The sequence below is a fragment of the Pseudomonas sp. genome (assembly GCF_036387035.1).
Lineage (GTDB): Bacteria > Pseudomonadota > Gammaproteobacteria > Pseudomonadales > Pseudomonadaceae > Aquipseudomonas.
Genome location: NZ_DASVUM010000146.1, coordinates 1 through 17203, shown reverse-complemented (window position 1 = coordinate 17203; position 17203 = coordinate 1). Strand labels below are relative to the sequence as shown.

17 protein-coding genes are annotated in these 17203 nt (G+C 62.2%); 5 read left to right on the top strand and 12 right to left on the bottom strand.

All coding sequences use genetic code 11. The annotated features are described in order from the left end of the window. The 5 genes from leuS to VF672_RS13980 all read left to right on the top strand — a co-directional run. The coding region (gene leuS, locus VF672_RS14000; protein ID WP_331105172.1) for a leucine--tRNA ligase at window positions 1-1597 on the top strand (1597 nt) is incomplete at its 5' end. Window positions 1598-1681: 84 nt separating this feature from the next. After that, window positions 1682-2287: an LPS assembly lipoprotein LptE gene (gene lptE / locus VF672_RS13995; RefSeq protein WP_331105171.1), complete on the top strand. Its 606-nt coding sequence runs from the start codon at window positions 1682-1684 to the stop codon at window positions 2285-2287. A 42-nt stretch (window positions 2288-2329) separates the two neighbouring features. After that, window positions 2330-3367: a DNA polymerase III subunit delta gene (gene holA, locus VF672_RS13990; RefSeq protein WP_331105170.1), complete on the top strand. Its 1038-nt coding sequence runs from the start codon at window positions 2330-2332 to the stop codon at window positions 3365-3367. 95 nt (window positions 3368-3462) lie between these two features. Beyond that, on the top strand, window positions 3463-3621 hold the full coding sequence (arfA, locus tag VF672_RS13985; RefSeq protein WP_122536894.1) for an alternative ribosome rescue factor ArfA: 159 nt from the start codon (window positions 3463-3465) through the stop codon (window positions 3619-3621). Between the two features lie 86 nt (window positions 3622-3707). After that, window positions 3708-5045 carry a lytic murein transglycosylase gene (locus VF672_RS13980; protein ID WP_331105169.1) on the top strand — a complete coding sequence of 446 codons (1338 nt, stop codon included), beginning with the start codon at window positions 3708-3710 and terminating at the stop codon, window positions 5043-5045. Between the two features lie 248 nt (window positions 5046-5293). Here VF672_RS13980 and lipA read toward each other — a convergent pair whose 3' ends face one another. The 12 genes from lipA to VF672_RS13920 all read right to left on the bottom strand — a co-directional run bounded on the left by lipA (window position 5294) and on the right by VF672_RS13920 (window position 16833). Further along, window positions 5294-6355, bottom strand: coding sequence for a lipoyl synthase (gene lipA, locus VF672_RS13975; RefSeq protein ID WP_331105168.1), 1062 nt, complete (start codon window positions 6353-6355; stop codon window positions 5294-5296). Between the two features lies 1 nt (window position 6356). Next, on the bottom strand, window positions 6357-7004 hold the full coding sequence (gene lipB / locus VF672_RS13970) for a lipoyl(octanoyl) transferase LipB (RefSeq protein WP_331105167.1): 648 nt from the start codon (window positions 7002-7004) through the stop codon (window positions 6357-6359). Beyond that, window positions 7004-7279 carry a DUF493 domain-containing protein gene (locus VF672_RS13965; RefSeq protein ID WP_331105166.1) on the bottom strand — a complete coding sequence of 92 codons (276 nt, stop codon included), beginning with the start codon at window positions 7277-7279 and terminating at the stop codon, window positions 7004-7006. Before VF672_RS13965 ends, lipB begins: the two co-directional genes overlap by 1 nt. A gap of 98 nt (window positions 7280-7377) precedes the next feature. Continuing rightward, window positions 7378-8538, bottom strand: coding sequence for a D-alanyl-D-alanine carboxypeptidase family protein (locus VF672_RS13960; protein ID WP_331105165.1), 1161 nt, complete (start codon window positions 8536-8538; stop codon window positions 7378-7380). Window positions 8539-8731: 193 nt separating this feature from the next. Beyond that, window positions 8732-9775, bottom strand: coding sequence for a septal ring lytic transglycosylase RlpA family protein (locus VF672_RS13955; protein WP_331105164.1), 1044 nt, complete (start codon window positions 9773-9775; stop codon window positions 8732-8734). After that, complete coding sequence (gene mltB, locus VF672_RS13950) at window positions 9775-10785, bottom strand: lytic murein transglycosylase B (protein WP_331105163.1); 1011 nt, start codon at window positions 10783-10785, stop codon at window positions 9775-9777. The genes VF672_RS13955 and mltB overlap by 1 nt, the downstream gene beginning before the upstream one ends. An 18-nt stretch (window positions 10786-10803) precedes the next feature. After that, entirely contained in the window at window positions 10804-11907 is a 1104-nt protein-coding gene (rodA, locus tag VF672_RS13945; protein ID WP_331105174.1) for a rod shape-determining protein RodA, read from the bottom strand. A gap of 31 nt (window positions 11908-11938) precedes the next feature. Beyond that, a complete protein-coding gene (gene mrdA / locus VF672_RS13940) occupies window positions 11939-13837 on the bottom strand; it encodes a penicillin-binding protein 2 (RefSeq protein WP_331105162.1) in 1899 nt (632 codons plus the stop codon). Between the two features lie 31 nt (window positions 13838-13868). Then, window positions 13869-14336 carry a 23S rRNA (pseudouridine(1915)-N(3))-methyltransferase RlmH gene (gene rlmH / locus VF672_RS13935; RefSeq protein WP_037017961.1) on the bottom strand — a complete coding sequence of 156 codons (468 nt, stop codon included), beginning with the start codon at window positions 14334-14336 and terminating at the stop codon, window positions 13869-13871. A gap of 9 nt (window positions 14337-14345) precedes the next feature. Continuing rightward, a complete protein-coding gene (gene rsfS, locus VF672_RS13930; RefSeq protein ID WP_331105161.1) occupies window positions 14346-14765 on the bottom strand; it encodes a ribosome silencing factor in 420 nt (139 codons plus the stop codon). 66 nt (window positions 14766-14831) lie between these two features. Then, the gene (gene nadD / locus VF672_RS13925; protein ID WP_331105173.1) at window positions 14832-15476 is read right to left on the bottom strand and encodes a nicotinate-nucleotide adenylyltransferase; all 645 of its coding nucleotides are present in this window, start codon (window positions 15474-15476) and stop codon (window positions 14832-14834) included. Between the two features lie 82 nt (window positions 15477-15558). After that, window positions 15559-16833, bottom strand: a complete 1275-nt coding sequence (locus VF672_RS13920; RefSeq protein ID WP_331105160.1) for a glutamate-5-semialdehyde dehydrogenase — start codon at window positions 16831-16833, stop codon at window positions 15559-15561. Between the last annotated feature and the right edge of the window lie 370 nt (window positions 16834-17203).

Here is a 17203-nt window from a genome sequence, read left to right as displayed (position 1 = left end):
CGCGGTCATGGCCGTGCCTGCCCATGACGAACGTGATTTCGAATTCGCGACCAAGTACAGCCTGCCGATCAAGCCGGTGGTGCGCACCAGCGCGGGCGATGAAACCCCTGCGCCCTGGCAGGACGCGTACGGCGAACACGGCCTGCTGATCAACTCGGCCGGGTTCGACGGGCTGGATTTCGCCGGCGCGTTCGATGCCATCGAAGCCGCGCTGCTCAAGAAGGAACTCGGCAAGTCCCGCACCCAGTTCCGCCTGCGCGACTGGGGCATCAGCCGCCAGCGTTATTGGGGCTGCCCGATCCCGATCATTCACTGCGACACGTGCGGCGACGTGCCTGTGCCGGAAGACCAACTGCCGGTCAAGCTGCCGGAAGATGTGGTACCGGACGGCGCAGGTTCTCCGCTGGCGCGCATGCCAGAGTTCTACGAGTGCAGCTGCCCGAAATGCGGCGCACCGGCCAAGCGCGAAACCGACACCATGGACACGTTCGTCGAATCGTCCTGGTACTTCGCACGCTACGCCTCGCCTCATTATGAAGGCGGCATGGTCGACCCAAAAGCCGCGAACCACTGGCTGCCGGTTGATCAGTACATCGGCGGTATCGAACACGCCATCCTGCACCTGCTGTACGCGCGTTTCTTCCACAAGCTGATGCGCGACGAAGGCCTGGTCAGCTCCAACGAGCCGTTCAAGAACCTGCTGACCCAGGGCATGGTCGTGGCCGAGACGTTCTACCGCCTGGAAGCCAACGGCAGCAAAACCTGGTTCAACCCGGCGGACGTCGAGTTCGAACGCGACAGCAAAGCCAAAATCATCGGCGCCAGGCTGATCGCCGATGGCCAGCCGGTGGAAATCGGCGGCATCGAGAAGATGGCCAAGTCGAAGAACAACGGCGTCGACCCGCAGTCGATGATCGACCAGTACGGCGCAGACACCTGCCGCCTGTTCATGATGTTCGCTTCGCCGCCTGACATGAGCCTGGAATGGTCTGACTCCGGCGTTGAAGGCTCGCACCGCTTCCTCAAGCGTGTCTGGCGTCTGGCCCAGGCACATGTGACGGCGGGCGCTGCGGGCGCACTCGACAAGACCGCTCTGAATGACGACCAGAAGGCCATTCGCCGCGCGATTCACCTGGCGATCAAACAGGCCGGTCAAGACGTCGGTCAGCATCACAAATTCAACACCGCGATCGCGCAAGTCATGACGCTCATGAACGTCCTGGAAAAAGCGCCGCAGGCGGCTGGTCAAGACCGCGCGCTGTTGCAGGAAGGCCTGGAAACCGTCGCCCTGTTGCTGGCGCCGATCACCCCGCACATCAGCCACGAACTGTGGTCTGCGCTGGGGCACGCAGGTCCGATCATCGACGCTGGCTGGCCAGTGGTCGATGACTCGGCACTGGTACAGGACACGTTGCAGCTGGTGATTCAGGTCAACGGCAAACTGCGCGGCCACATCGACATGCCGGCCAGCGCTACCCGCGAGGAAGTCGAGGCGGCCGCCAGGGTCAATGAAAACGTCCTGCGCTTCATCGACGGCCTGACGATCCGCAAAGTGATCGTGGTGCCGGGCAAACTGGTCAACATCGTCGCCAGCTGATGCAATCAGGCGCCTGCACGCAGGCCCGAACACTTTTCAAGAACCCGGGATGCCGGGCTCTAACGGATTCAAGGGAGCAACAAGATGATCAAACGCAATCTGCTGGTAATGGGACTCGCGGTTCTGCTGAGCGCCTGCGGTTTCCAGCTGCGCGGCACCGGCACCAATGCCCTGTCGATCAAGGAACTGGACGTGAGCGCGCGCGACGCCTACGGCGACGTGGTCACCCAGCTGCGTCAGACCCTGACCAGCAGCGGCGTGCACGTCTACACCGGCGCGCAATACAAGCTGTTCATCGCCCGTGAAGACGAAACCCAGCGCACGGCGAGCTACGCCGGCTCAGGCCGTTCCGCCGAATACGAGCTGACCACTGTGCTGAAGTACGAAATTCACGGCAGCAAGGACGTTCTGCTGCTCGATGACTCTGTGCAGGCGCAGAAGGTCTTTGTCCATGACGGCAACAACCTGATCGGCTCCGACCAGGAAGCCGATCAGATCCGTAAGGAAATGCGCACTGACCTCGTGCAGAAGGTGCTGGCCCGCCTGCAGCAGCTGACGCCTGGACGCCTCGACGAGCTGCAAGCCAAAGCCGACGCCGCTGCCCGCGCCCAGGCTGACGCCGAAGCCGCAGCTCAGCGCATTCGCGACGAGACGCCACAGCAGTCGCCTATCGAAATCCCGTCCAAGTGACGGCGTCGGGGCCGGTTCGCCGGCCCTGATCTTTTCTGACTCATGAAACTCGCCCCCGCCCAACTCTCCAAACACCTGCAAGGTCAGCTCGCGCCCGTCTACATCGTCAGCGGCGATGACCCGCTGCAATGTCAGGAGGCGTGCGACGCCATCCGTGCCGCGGCGCGTCAGCAAGGCTATGACGAACGCCAGGTGTTCAGCGCCGATTCGAGCTTCGACTGGGGCACTCTGCTTCAGGCGGGCGCGAGCATGTCGTTGTTCGCCGAGCGGCGTCTGCTGGAGCTGCGCCTGCCGTCCGGCAAGCCCGGCGACAAAGGTGCCGCCGCGCTGCTCGAGTATTGCGGCCGTCCTGCCGAAGACACGCTGCTGCTGATCAGCCTGCCCAAACTCGATGGCTCGGCGCAGAAAACCAAATGGGGCAAGGCGCTGGTCGAAGGCCCGCAGACGCAGTTCGTGCAGATATGGCCGGTGGACGCCAGCCAGTTACCGCAATGGATTCGTCAGCGACTGTCGCAGGCCGGCCTGGCGGCGACGCCGGACGCCATAGAGCTGATCGCCGCGCGAGTAGAAGGCAATTTGCTGGCGGCTGCGCAGGAAATCGAAAAGCTCAAGCTCATGGCCGAAGAAGGTCAGATCACCGTCGAGACCGTGCAGGCTGCGGTGGCGGACAGCGCGCGCTTCGATGTTTTTGGTCTGACCGACGCGATCCTCAATGGCGAAGCCGCCCATGCGCTGCGGATGCTTGAAGGCCTGCGCGGCGAAGGCGTTGAGCCGCCGGTTATCCTGTGGGCGCTGTCCCGTGAACTGCGTGTGCTTGCCAACCTGGCGTTGCAATTCGGTCAGGGTATCCCGCTGGACAAGGCGTTCAGCCAGGCGCGCCCGCCCATCTGGGACAAACGCAAGCCGCTGATGAGCAAAGCCCTGCAACGCCACTCTGCGCGGCGCTGGGGCCAACTGCTGATGGACGCGCAACACATCGACGCGCAAATCAAGGGCCAGGCGCAAGGCTCGGTCTGGAGCAGCCTGAGTCGACTGACGCTGCTGATGGCGGGTCAACGCCTGGCGCTGCCTGCGGAATAATCTGTAACGTTTCGATAGCCCAGGTTAATTGGACAGCGGCGGCGAACTGGCCGAACATCCCCGCTGCTGCACCCCACCACTTGAGCGAGAACGCCATGAGCAAAGCCAAAAAGCGGCCGAACAAGGCCAAATCCATTATTGCCCAGCCACTGTTCCGCAGCCGTCAGGAACAACCCGGCAAAGGCAAAGGCAGCTACCGCCGCGAAGCCTTCCAGTCTAAAAGCTGGGAGGCTTCTTCCGTTAGGGCGGCTTGAAAACTTCGCGTTACTGACTGGCGCCCCACCAACAGGGCCGGCATGTTAAGGTCTGTACCTTCCGGTTTAGCCCTGTGGACCCCAGAATGCCCCCAAGCTTTCCCCGTCGCTGGCACGTCCGCCAGTTGATCGCCGCCTCCAGCCTTTTCGCGCTGGTCGCCTGTGCCGAGCAGCCTACCGCTGCCGTTGCCACTCCCCTCCAAGCCGCGCCCGCCGCGCAAGTCGTCAAGAGTCTGCCCACGCCTTCAGGCGCCGTTGCGCAACCTGACGATGGCAACTTTGAAATCCAGCCCGCCATGACATTCAGCGAGTGGCAGAGCCAGTTCCGGGCGCTTGCGCTGAACGCCGGCGTGCGGCCGGATGTGTTCGACAACGCGTTTGCCGGCGTCACGCCGGACATGAGCGTGGTCAAGGCCGATCGCAGCCAGCCGGAGTTCAGCCGCCCGGTGTGGGAATACCTCGACGGCGCGATGTCAGCCGTGCGCGTGCGCAAGGGTCAGGCACTGCTGAACGAATACGCTGACGCGTTGAGCGCCATCGAACAGCGTTATTGCGTTGATCGCCAGGCATTGGTGGCCGTTTGGGGCATGGAAAGCAGCTTCGGCCAGTTCCAGGGCACCCAGTCGGTGATCCGTTCACTGGCGACGCTTGCGTATGAAGGGCGCCGACCGCAGTTCGCGCAGGATCAACTGATCGCCGCGCTGCAGATCATTCAGCATGGCGATATCGACGCGCCGAGCATGCTGGGTTCATGGGCGGGTGCGATGGGCCAGACCCAATTCATTCCGACGACCTACAACACCCATGCCGTGGACTTCGACGGCGACGGCCGCCGCGACATCTGGAACTCTCCGAGCGACGCCCTCGCCTCCACTGCGCATTACCTGCAAAGCTCGGGCTGGCAGAAAGGCCAGCCGTGGGGCTTCGAAGTGCAACTGGCTCAGGGTTTCGACTACGCGCTGGCAGATGCCTCCACCCGCAAGTCCATTGGCGAATGGCAGCAGCTGGGGCTGAAGCTGCCGAACGGTTCAGCACTGCCCGGCAACCTGCAGCAACAACAGGCGGCCTTGCTGCTGCCGGCGGGCTATAAAGGCCCGGCATTTCTGGTGATGGACAACTTCCGCGCCATTCTGAAGTACAACAACTCGTCATCCTACGCCTTGGCCATCGGTTTGCTGTCCGAGCGCTTCGGTGGCGGCGGTTATGTGCAGGGAAGCTGGCCACGAGGTGATCGTCCGTTGAGCCGCTCCGAGCGCATTGAGCTGCAGACGTTGCTGTCGGCCCGACAGTACGACGCAGGCGCACCGGACGGAATCATTGGCGCGAACACGCGCAAGGCAATTCGCAGCGCCCAGCAGTCGTTTGGCTGGCCGGCAGACGGGTATCCCACTCAGGAATTGCTGGAACAACTGCGCAAACCCTGAATCTGCAAGCGTCACGATGCATTGCGTGCCTCAACATAACCCGTAGGAGCCGGCTTGCTGGCGAAGGCGTCCGATCAATAATGAGGATGCCGACTGACAAACCGCATTCGCCAGCAAGCCGGCTCCTACAGTATGCGTATGCCGTTATGGCGATGTATGTTAGCCAGACCGCCGTGGACGTTTCGCATAAAAAAGGGCCGGATATTTCTATCCGGCCCTTTTTACTTTCTATGCCAACGGCGTTGTGATCAGCCCGCGGTCAGCAGCGACTTGACCAGCTTGGCTTGTTCGTCCGCGTGGTACGAGGAGCGGACCAGCGGGCCGGAGGCGACATTCTTGAAGCCCATTTTGTAACCTTCTTCGGCGAACCAGTCGAACACGTCCGGGTGCACGAAGCGCTGCACCGGCAAATGGTTGCGCGACGGTTGAAGGTACTGACCCAGGGTCAGCATGTCGATGTTGTGCTCGCGCATGCGCTGCATGACTTCGATCACTTCTTCGTCGGTCTCGCCCAGACCCAGCATCAGCCCGGATTTGGTCGGCACATGCGGGACCATTTCCTTGAAGCGCTTGAGCAACGTCAGCGACCACTGGTAATCGGAACCCGGGCGCGCTGCCTTGTACAGGCGCGGCACGGTTTCCAGGTTGTGGTTGAAGACGTCTGGCGGCGTCGCGGCGGTGATTTCCAGCGCGATGTCCATGCGGCCACGGTAATCGGGAACCAGCGTCTCGAGCTGCACGTTCGGCGACAACTCGCGGATTTCGCGGATGCAGTCGGCAAAGTGCTGGGCACCGCCGTCACGCAGGTCATCACGGTCCACGGAAGTGATCACGACGTACTTGAGCTTCAGGTCCGCAATGGCAACGGCCAGGTTCTTCGGCTCATCGGTGTCCAGCGCTTTTGGACGGCCATGGCCGACATCGCAGAACGGGCAGCGACGGGTACAGATGTCACCCATGATCATGAACGTCGCTGTGCCGCCGGAGAAGCACTCGCCCAGGTTCGGGCAGGACGCCTCTTCGCACACGCTGTGCAGCTTGTGCTTGCGCAGCAGCGCCTTGATGCGGTCGACTTCGGGCGAGACCGGGATGCGCACGCGAATCCAGTCAGGCTTCTTCGGCAGATCAACCGTCGGAATAATCTTCACCGGGATGCGCGCGACTTTTTCCGCGCCGCGCAGCTTCACGCCGGCCTCCACTTTTGGACGGGCCGCACGCTCAGGCGTGGCGACGCTCACCGTCGGGATCAGGGTTTGTACGGCATTCTCTGTATTCACGACAGTGTCAGCTGCCTCATACGCAGTAGTCATATCAATCGATTCCGCCCGTTAGGGTCGTCTGCTCAGCGTAGTCGAGGTGTTTGACGAGCTGCGCACGCAGCCGGGCACTAACCTCGGCAAATTCAATCGGCCCTGCGTGTTCGCGCAGCTGGGTCATTGCCAGCCCCGCGTACCCACAGGGATTAATCCGTTTAAAAGGGTCCAGATCCATATCGACGTTCAGCGCAAGGCCATGAAAGGAGCAGCCATTGCGGATGCGCAGCCCCAGTGATGCGATCTTGGCGCCGTCGACGTAAACCCCCGGCGCGTCAGCCTTGGCGGCTGCATCTACGCCGTAACTGGCCAGCAGGTCGATCAAGCTGCGCTCGATCCGCGTGACCAGCTCACGTACACCAAACCCCAGACGGCGAACGTCCAGCAGCAGATAGGCGACCAGTTGGCCGGGGCCATGATAAGTCACTTGGCCGCCGCGATCGACCTGCACCACCGGGATATCTCCGGGCAGCAACAGATGCTCGGGTTTGCCCGACTGGCCCTGGGTAAAAACGGGCGGATGCTGGACAAGCCAGATCTCGTCGGCAGTCTCGCGGTCGCGGCCGTCGGTAAAGCGTTTCATGGCCTGCCACGTGGGCTCGTAGTCGGTCAGACCGAGTTCACGAAAGCCCAGAACAGCACCCATCACAGCACCATGTGCACGAAGCCGGTGGCCCGCAATTCGCTGTTGATGTCGTAAAGCTGGTCTTGCCCGGTGGCAATGATGTGCAGCTGAACGGTGGTGTACTTGCCGTTGCTGCTCTGGCGCTCGGCCAGGGTGTTCATGTCGACGGTCGCATGCTTCTCGAGGATCTCGATGACCCTGTCTTTGAAGCCCACACCCGTGTCACCGATGATCTTGATGGGATAGTCGGCGCAGGGAAATTCGATTTTTGGCGCTTTTACTTCGGAATCTGTCATGGCAGTAACGGCCTCGTAAGCCGGAAAACGGACAGGCCCCCGGCGCGGTCGGCGACGGGGGCGTACGGAGCAACGGTCAGCGGGTGATCAATGGTTGATCAGTTGAACAAACCGTAGAAGAACAACCGAATGCTATCCCACAGGCGGCGGAAGATACCACCCTCCTCGACGGCGTCCAGCGCGATCAGGTTGGCGCTGTGCACGACTTTGTCGTCCAGTTTGACTTCAACCTTGCCGATGACGTCGCCTTTGGCGATCGGTGCAACCAGTTGCGGGTTCATGGTCATGCTGGCTGCCAGCTTCTTCAGCTCGCCTTTTGGCATGGTCATGGTCAGGTCTTCAGCCAGGCCGGCCTTGACTTGACGGTCAGCGCCTTTCCAGACCGGCGCCTGAGCCAGCTCGGTGCCTTTCTGATAGAAGGTCTGTGTTTCGAAGAAACGGAAACCGTAGGTCAGCAGCTTCTGGGTTTCCGCAGCACGGGCCTGCTCGCTGTTGGTACCGAACACAACAGCAATCAGACGCATGCCGTCACGCACGGCCGAGGACACCATGCAGTAGCCGGCTTCTTCGGTGTGGCCGGTTTTCAGACCGTCAACGGTCTTGTCACGCCACAGGAGCAGGTTGCGGTTTGGCTGCTTGATGCCGTTCCAGAAGAACTCTTTTTGCGAGTAGATCGCGTAGTGAGCCGGGTCTTCGTGGATGATCGCGCGGGCCAGCAGCGCCATGTCATGGGCTGTGGCGTAGTGATCAGGGTTCGGCAGGCCGGTCGGGTTCATGAAGTGGCTGTTGACCATGCCCAGGTCGGCAGCGGTCTTGTTCATCAGGTCGGCGAATGCGTCTTCGCTGCCGGCGATGTGCTCGGAGAGCGCCACACTGGCGTCGTTGCCCGATTGAATGATGATGCCGTGCAGCAGATCGCTGACGGTCACCTGGCTGCCCACCTTGATGAACATCCGCGAGCCCCCGGTGCGCCAGGCGTTTTCGCTGACGGTCACAGGGTCGTTTTCACCGATCTGGCCACGACGGATTTCCAGCGTGGCGATGTAGGCGGTCATCAGCTTGGTCAGACTGGCCGGTGGCAGGCGCTGGTCGCCATTGTTTTCGACCAGAACGTTGCCGCTGTTGGCGTCCATCAGCACATAAGCCTTGGCAGCCAGTTGCGGTGGCGATGGCGTCATCTGTTCTGCCGCAAACACGGCAGGCGCGGTGAATAGCGGGATAAGCAGGCAAAGGCGTTTTGCAAAGCTGGTGATGTTCATCCGTCTCTCGAAAATGCTAATGGGCAAACATGCCCTTGCGGGCAAAGCGGGTGCCGGGCTACCCCGGCAAACGGGCTCACATTCTACAGAACGTGCCGTGAAAAGCTGCTGACAACGTCAAGCGCGGGTGGCAAGTCGTCGGTCAGATGGCGATTCGGCCCCGTTGCCGGGGTACGAGTCGCTGATGCGCGCGTTACTGGTCCGACGTGACCACGCTTGGCGAGCCGAGGTTGGCCGACCTTACGCTGTTTTGCAGTTGCTGGGCTTCACCCGGCGTGTCGACCGGTCCCATCCGCACGCGATAGAGCGTCTGTTGATTGCGTGCGATCGAACTCACGAACACCGGCGCCCTGACCATCCCGCTCAATTTCGACCTCAGGAGTTCCGCAGCGTCCGGGTTGGCGAAGGCTCCCACTTGGAGAAACAGCCCAGACGCTGGTCCTGAAGCGTTTTTTTTTGCGTCGATCGGTACGGGGGTGACCGGAGCGGCGTGTTGCTGCGGTGGCGGCGTCCACTGCTCGATCGTACCGGCCGATGCGGTGATCACCGGGGCCGCCGGTTGCGGCTGGCGTGGCGGCGTGTTGCTGGCCACTTGTGGCTGATCCAGCATCAGCGGCGCCGGCTTGCCGCGCTGCGCCCAATACTGAGAAGGATCGATGCCTTCGACTTTCACCCGCGCCGTACCGGTTTCGGCATAACCGAGTTTCTTCGCGGCAGCGTACGACAGGTCAATGATGCGATCGGAGTAGAACGGGCCGCGATCGTTGACCCGCAGGATCACCGTGCGGTTATTGTCCAGGTTGGTCACGCGGACATAGCTGGGCAGCGGCAGGGTTTTGTGCGCCGCGCTCATGCCGTACAGGTCGTAGACTTCACCGTTGGCGGTGTTCTGGCCATGAAATTTGGTGCCGTACCAGGACGCCGTTCCCGTCTGGGAATAGGTCTTGGAATCACTCAGCGGGAAATAGGTCTTGCCCAGCACAGTGTACGGGTTGGCCTTGTACGGGCCGGTGTGCAGGGTCGGGATGGCGTCGGGGATGCGAGATACGTCAACGTCCCACCAGGGCGCGCCGTCTTTGTGCGCCCGGTTGATGTCCAGCCCAGGCTGCGAACGGATGACGTTGCCCTGACGCTGCGCCGTGCTCGGCGACCGGCTGGTTGAGCAACTGACGATCAGCAAAGTCAGCGCCGCGAAGGCCATCAGTTTCAATGGTTGTTGCATCGGCATTGACCGCATTACTTGACGTCCCGGGCTTGAACAAGCATTTCAGACAGCTGATGCACGGCCATGGCGTACATCACGCTGCGGTTGTACCGCGTGATTGCGTAAAAATTCTTCAGACCCATCCAGTATTCAGGGCCTTTGTCGCCGTCGAGGCGAAACGCCGTGACCGGCATGTCGTCGCGCAGCGCATCATGACTCGCCCAGCCCAACGCTCGCAACTCCCCGACGTTTTTCACCGGGTCAATGCCAGGGCTCAAACCCTCGTCGACGCGGTCGCCGCGCACCTGGGCACGGCTGACAACCGGCTCGCCGGCCACCCATCCGTGGCGCTTGAAGTAGCTGGCGACGCTGCCGATCGCATCGTCCGGGTCGTTCCAGATATTGATGTGGCCGTCGCCGTCAAAGTCGACCGCATAGGCGCGAAAGCTGCTCGGCATAAACTGGGGCAAACCCATGGCGCCGGCGTAAGAGCCTTTGAGCGTCAGCGGATCGACCTGTTGTTCGCGGGACAACAGCAGGAACTCACGCAGCTCCTTGCGGAAGAAGTCGGCGCGCTGAGGATAGTCGAAGGCCAGCGTCGATAACGCGTCCATCACCCGGTAGTTCCCGGTGTTACGGCCAAAGAATGTCTCGACGCCGATGATCGAAACGATGACCTGAGCCGGCACGCCGTACTCCTGCTCGGCGCGCGCCAGGGCGGCTTCGTGCTGACGCCAGAAGTCCACGCCCCGGGCAACCCGCGCGTCGGTGAGGAACATAGGACGATAGTCCTTCCATGGCTTGACCCGCTCCGCAGGCCTCGAAATGGCATCGAGAATCGGCTGCTTGCGCTGCACATCGCGGAACACTTCAATCAATTGCTCGCCCGCAAAACCATAATCACGGGTCATTTCGCTGACGAACTGGGCGACTTGAGGAGAGCCGTCATAGCCACCGGCAAGTGATTCCTGCACTGAGCCGAAGATGCCCATCAGACCGACCAGCGGCGCATATCGAGCAGCCCAGCCACGCACTACTTGCATTGAGTTCTTCACCTTAAATCAAACCTGAGCGATCCATTTGCGATGCGTGTGGACCGACATCAAAACACCAAACGCTGACAGCAGCGTCACCAGCGAGGTTCCGCCGTAGCTAATAAAGGGCAACGGCACGCCTACGACCGGCAGCAGACCGCTGACCATACCGATATTGACGAAAACGTAAACAAAAAAGGTCATGGTCAGGCTGCCCGCGAGCAGCTTGCCGTAGAGCGTCTGCGCCTGGGCGGTGATCACCAGCCCGCGACCGATCAACAAGAGGTAAATCAGCAGCAGCGCACAAATCCCTACCAGCCCGAATTCCTCGCCGAGCACCGCGATGATGAAGTCGGTGTGGCTCTCGGGCAGAAAATCCAGGTGCGACTGTGTGCCCATGAGCCAGCCTTTGCCGAAAACGCCGCCCGAGCCGATGGCCGCCTTGGATTGAATGATGTTCCAGCCCGTGCCGAGCGGATCGCTCTCCGGGTCCAGAAAGGTCAGGATCCGCTGCTTCTGATAGTCGTGCATGAAGAAGAACCACATGGCGACGGCCACCGGAACTGCCGCCGCGACCACGCTGATGATCCAGCGCCAGCGCAGGCCGGCCATGAACAGCACGAAGGTGCCGGACGCAAGAATCAGCAACGAGGTGCCGAGGTCCGGCTGGCGCACGATCAGAATGAACGGCAGGCCAATCAGGCCGAGGCTGACCGCCACGTGTTTGAGGTGCGGCGGCAATGTGCGCTTGGACAGGTACCAGGCGATGGTCGCCGGCATGATGATCTTCATGAATTCCGAGGGCTGGAAGCGAATGACGCCGGGGATGTTTATCCAGCGCGTCGCGCCCATGGCGTTGTGGCCCATCACGTCCACCGCCACCAGCAGCAGAACCCCCAGCACGTAAGCGGCGGGCACCCAGCGGGCCATGAACCGGGGCTCGAGCTGCGCGATGACGAACATCGACACCAGACCGATGCCGAAGGAGGTTGCCTGTTTGATCAGCAGGTCCCAGCTCTTGCCGCTGGCTGAATAGAGCACGAACAGGCTGCCCGCCGCCAAGGTCAGCAGCAGGATCAGCAGCGGGCCATCGACGTGGATTTTCTGCAGGAACGTGGCGCGACGGCGCATCACATCTTCGCTGGAAAGGATGCGGTCGAAATTACTCTTCACGGGCCGCGGTCTCCGGAGGCTGTGCATTGCTGGCGTATTCGGGTTTCAGATGGCCCTGGGGATCGAGCAACCAGGCGTCCATGACCTGCCGCACCACGGGCGCGGCGACACCGGAGCCCGACTCGCCGTTTTCGATCATCACCGCGACGACGATCTTCGGGCTGTCGGCCGGCGCGAAGCCGACGAACAAGGCGTGGTCACGATGGCGTTCCTGGACCTTCGATCGGTCGTACTTCTCGCCCTGCCGAATGGCAACGACCTGCGCGGTACCGCTCTTGCCGGCGATGCGGTATTGCGCACCAATTGAGGCTTTGCGCGCGGTGCCGCGGGCGCCGTGCATGACTTGCTGCATGCCGTGATTGACCTTGCCCCAGTCCGACGGGTCGCGCAGGACGATGTCCGGCATCGGGTTTTCGTCCACCGGCTTCTGTCCTTCAATGGTCCTGGCCAGGTGCGGACGGTTCCACTTGCCCTTGTTCGCCACCAGCGCAGTGGCCTGGGCCAGTTGCAGCGGCGTGGCCTGCATGTAGCCCTGACCAATCCCCAGAATCAGCGTCTCGCCCGGGAACCACGCCTGGCGTCGGGTGACGCGCTTCCAGTCGCGGGACGGCATCAGGCCGGGCGACTCCTCGAACATGTCGAGCGAGACCTTTTGGCCAATGCCGAACTTGTTGAGGTAGGCGGACAGTCGATCAATCCCGACCTTGTGGGCCAGGTCGTAAAAATAGGTGTCGTTGGAGCGCATGATGGCCGTGTCCAGATCCACCCAACCGTCGCCGGTGCGGTTCCAGTTACGGTATTTGTGATCATAGTTCGGCAGCATGTAATAGCCGGGGTCGAAGACCCGCGTGCTTGCCGTGATCACGCCGGTGTCGAGGCCGGCAATTGCCACGGCCGGCTTGATGGTCGAGCCCGGCGGGTACAGGCCCCGCAAGATGCGGTTGAACAGCGGGCGATCTACCGAATCGCGCAGCTCGGAATACGCCTTGAAGCTGATGCCGGTGACGAACAGGTTGGGGTCGAAGCTTGGCTGACTGACCATCGCCAACACCTCGCCGGTGCTCGGGTCGAGCGCCACGACGGCACCCCGACGACCGCCCAGCGCAGCTTCGGCGGCTTCCTGCAGCTGGATGTCCAGGCTCAGGACGATGTCCTTGCCGGGCACCGGATCGGTCCGCTTGAGCACGCGCAAGACGCGGCCGCGGGCGTTGGTTTCGACCTCTTCGTACCCCACCTGACCGTGAAGCTCGGGCTCGTAGAAGCGCTCGATTCCCGTCTTACCCATGTGGTGGGTGCCGCTGTAATTCACGGGATCGAGGCTTTTCAGCTCTTTCTCGTTGATCCGGCCCATGTAACCCACCGAATGCGCAAAATGCTCGCCCTGGGGGTAGTGGCGAACCAGCTGCGCCACCACTTCGACGCCCGGCAGGCGGAACTGGTTGACGGCGATGCGGGCGATTTGCTCTTCGGTCAGCTCGAACAGGATGGGCACCGGCTCGAACGGCCGGCGCCCCTGCTTCATGCGTTTTTCGAAAATCACCCGGTCGTCAGGCGTCAGTTCAAGGACCTGGACGATGGTGTCCAGCACCTGCGTCCAGTCGCCGGAACGCTCGCGCGTCATGCTCAGGCTGAAGCTGGGCCGGTTGTCAGCAATCACCACGCCGTTACGGTCGTAGATCAGCCCGCGGCTCGGCGGAATCGGCTGCACATGAACGCGGTTGTTCTCGGACAGTGTCGAGTGGTACTCGTACTGAATGACCTGCAGGAAATACAGCCGCGCGACCAGCACGCAGATCAGCACGACCACCACGACTGCACCGACCACGACTCGGCTGCGCACCAGGCGTGCGTCCTTTTCGTGGTCTTTCAGGCGGATCGGCTGAGACATTTAGGGCAGGTTCACAGTGAAGGCAGCGGCGCTACTTGTGATAAGGGTGACCGGACAGCACGGTCCAGGCACGATAGATCTGCTCACCGATCAGGATGCGCACCAGCGGGTGCGGCAACGTTAACGGCGACAACGACCAACGCTGCTCGGCCCGGGCACAGACTTCCGGCGCCAGCCCTTCCGGACCACCGACCATCAGGTTGACCGTGCGCGAATCCAGACGCCAGCGATCGAGCTCGCCCGCCAGTTGCTCGGTGCTCCATGGCTTGCCATGCACTTCAAGCGTGACGATCCGCTCGCCCGGCTGCACTTTCGCCAGCATGGCCTCGCCTTCCTGACGGATGAGGCGAGCCACGTCGGCGTTCTTGCCACGGGTATTGAGCGGAATTTCCACCAGCTCCAGTGCCAGTTCGGATGGCAGACGCTTGGCATATTCATGCCAACCCTCTTCCACCCACTTGGGCATGCGGGAACCGACGGCGATCAGGCGCAGACGCACGACGCAGCCTTAGGCCTGGTCTTTGTTCAGCTTGTCGAAGTGCTCGTGAGCGTTTTCCGGGCTGTGGTGCGCAGCGCTGGCCGAACGGCTCTGCTCGGCACCGGCCCACAGACGCTCAAGGTCATAAAACTGGCGAGCGGAGGCGGTCATCATGTGGACGATGGCGATGTCCAGGTCCAGCAGCACCCAGTCGCTGTCGCCTTTGCCTTCTTCGCCCAGCGGCTTGAGGCCCTGCTTTTTGACTTCTTCGCGGACCTTGTCGAGCATCGCGTTGATCTGGCGGTTCGAGGTACCGGTCGCGATCACCATGTAATCGGTGATGCTCTGCTTGTCACGCACGTCCAGCACCTGGATGTCCTGCGCCTTGACGTCTTCCAGTGCAGCCTTGATGACGTCGATGATTGGGTTTACAGCTCGTTTGTCAGTCATAAAAAACTCTTTCAACTCGTATGTGTAGGCGTTTCGTCGCGCACTTGGCTGCGTTGAAACACGCCTTTAGTTCGACGCACGGTACAGCCCGTGCGTATCGATATAGGCCAGTACCGCGTCTGGCACCAGAAAACGTACCGACTTACCGCTGGCCAGCAGTTGACGGATCTGGGTGGCAGACACCGAAAGCGGTGTCTGCCAGACGAACGTAATCTTTCCGCCGGGGCCCTTGAGGGCCTTCGGATCACTGACGGCACGTCCCGCGAGCAGATTTCGCATCGCATCCGGGGACTCGCTGTCGGCGTCCGGGCGTTGCAGCACCACGATATGGCAGTGCTCCAGCAACTCTTCCCACCGATGCCAGGAAGGCAGCCCGCAAAAGGCGTCCCAACCCAGCAATAAAAATAGCTGATCATCCGCGGCCAGTTCAGCGCGCATCGATTCCAGCGTGTCGATCGTGTACGACGGCTTGTCGCGCAACAGCTCGCGATCATCCACCGTCAGCGGCGGCACCCCGCCCACTGCGCACTGGACCATCGCCAACCGGTCCTGCGCCGATACACTGGGTGTGTCGCGATGAGGCGGCCTCGCGCTGGGCGTCAGACGCAACTCATCAAGCTTCAGCAACTCGGCGACTTCCAGCGCGCCACGCAAGTGGCCGATATGCACCGGGTCGAACGTGCCGCCCAATATGCCAATGCGCTTGGGCACCCGTGCACTGCTCAGGGGAACTGCGCCCGGATCGGCCACTGCCTGCGCGCCACTGCCTGAAGGCTGACCGACGTCGGCCAAGTCAGACCGGCCCCTGCCCGCGCAACTGAGTGCCATCACCCACGACGATGTATTTCTCGCAGGTCAGGCCTTCGAGCCCCACAGGACCGCGCGCATGAATCTTGTCGGTCGAGATGCCGATTTCAGCGCCCAGGCCGTATTCGAAACCGTCCGCGAAACTGGTGGGCGCGTTGACCATCACCGAACTCGAGTCGACCTCTGCCATGAAGCGGCGGGTCTGGGCTTGCGAGTCGGAGATGATGGCGTCGCTGTGATGCGAGCCGTAGTGATTGATGTGTTCGATGGCCTGATCAAGACCGGTGACGACGCGAATCGAGAGGATCGGCGCCAGGTATTCGGTGTGCCAGTCTTCTTCGGTGGCCGGCAAAACGTCAATCCACTCACGGGTGCGCTCGCAACCGCGCAGTTCGACGCCCTTTTCCCGGAACCGGGCCGCCATGGGCACCAGGAAGTCAGCGGCGATGGCTTGATCGACCAGCAGGGTTTCCATGGCGCCGCAGATGCCATAACGGTAGGTCTTGGCGTTGAAGCTGATGCGTTGGGCGGCGGCCAGGTCGGCGTGGGCGCTGACATAGACGTGGCAGATGCCGTCCAGGTGTTTGATGACCGGGACTCTGGCGTCGCGGCTGACGCGTTCGATCAGGCCTTTGCCGCCACGCGGCACGATGACGTCCACGTACTCGGGCATGGTGATCAGCGCGCCTACCGCGGCGCGGTCGGTGGTTTCGACGACTTGTACGACGGCGGCAGGCAGGCCCGCTTCGTCGAGGCCGCGCTGGATGCAGGCGGCGATGGCGCGGTTGGACTGGATCGCTTCGGAGCCGCCGCGAAGGATGGTGGCGTTACCGGATTTGAGGCAGAGGCTCGCGGCGTCGATGGTTACGTTGGGGCGCGATTCGTAGATGATGCCGACGACGCCCAGTGGCACGCGCATTTTGCCGACCTGGATGCCAGAGGGCTGGAAGTTCATGTCGCGCAGGGTGCCGATGGGGTCTGGCAGGCTGGCGACCTGACGCAGCCCGGCGATCATGCTGTCGATGCGGGCCGGGGTCAGGGAAAGGCGTTCGAGCAGGGCGGGTTCGAGTCCATTGGCGCGGCCGGCGGCGAGGTCTTGTTCGTTGGCGGCGGTCAGTTCGGCACGGGAAGCGTCCAGCGCGGCAGCCGTGGCGGCAAGGGCGCGGTTCTTCTGGGCGGTGCTGGCACGACCGATCACGCGCGAGGCTTCGCGGGCGGCGCGACCCAGGCGGGTCATGTAGTCAAGAACGGACTCGGTCATGGTCTCGGGGGTCTTGGCAAATGGGAAAGCGGCGGATTATAGCTGTCGGGCGTGCTGAACGACAGCGGCGACGGGCGGATGGTCGGAATAAGGGGGATTTGGGGGTTGAATCCTTCGCGGTGGGAGTTGCTATGGGGTGTATATCCGTTATCTCGGGTGTCGCGAATTATGGTTCCGCCCTTACGGCGGGTCACTTTTTCCAACAGCCGAAAAAGTAACCAAAAAGGCCGTGCTCCTGGTTGGGTTCCTCCTTCGTCGGAATACCCTCACTCCGGTCTCGCTCCGTGGGCCCGCGCCGAACGGACATCCATGTCCTGACGGCGCTCTCGCCGCATCCATGCGGCTCGGCCCACTGCGCGAAACCTGCGTT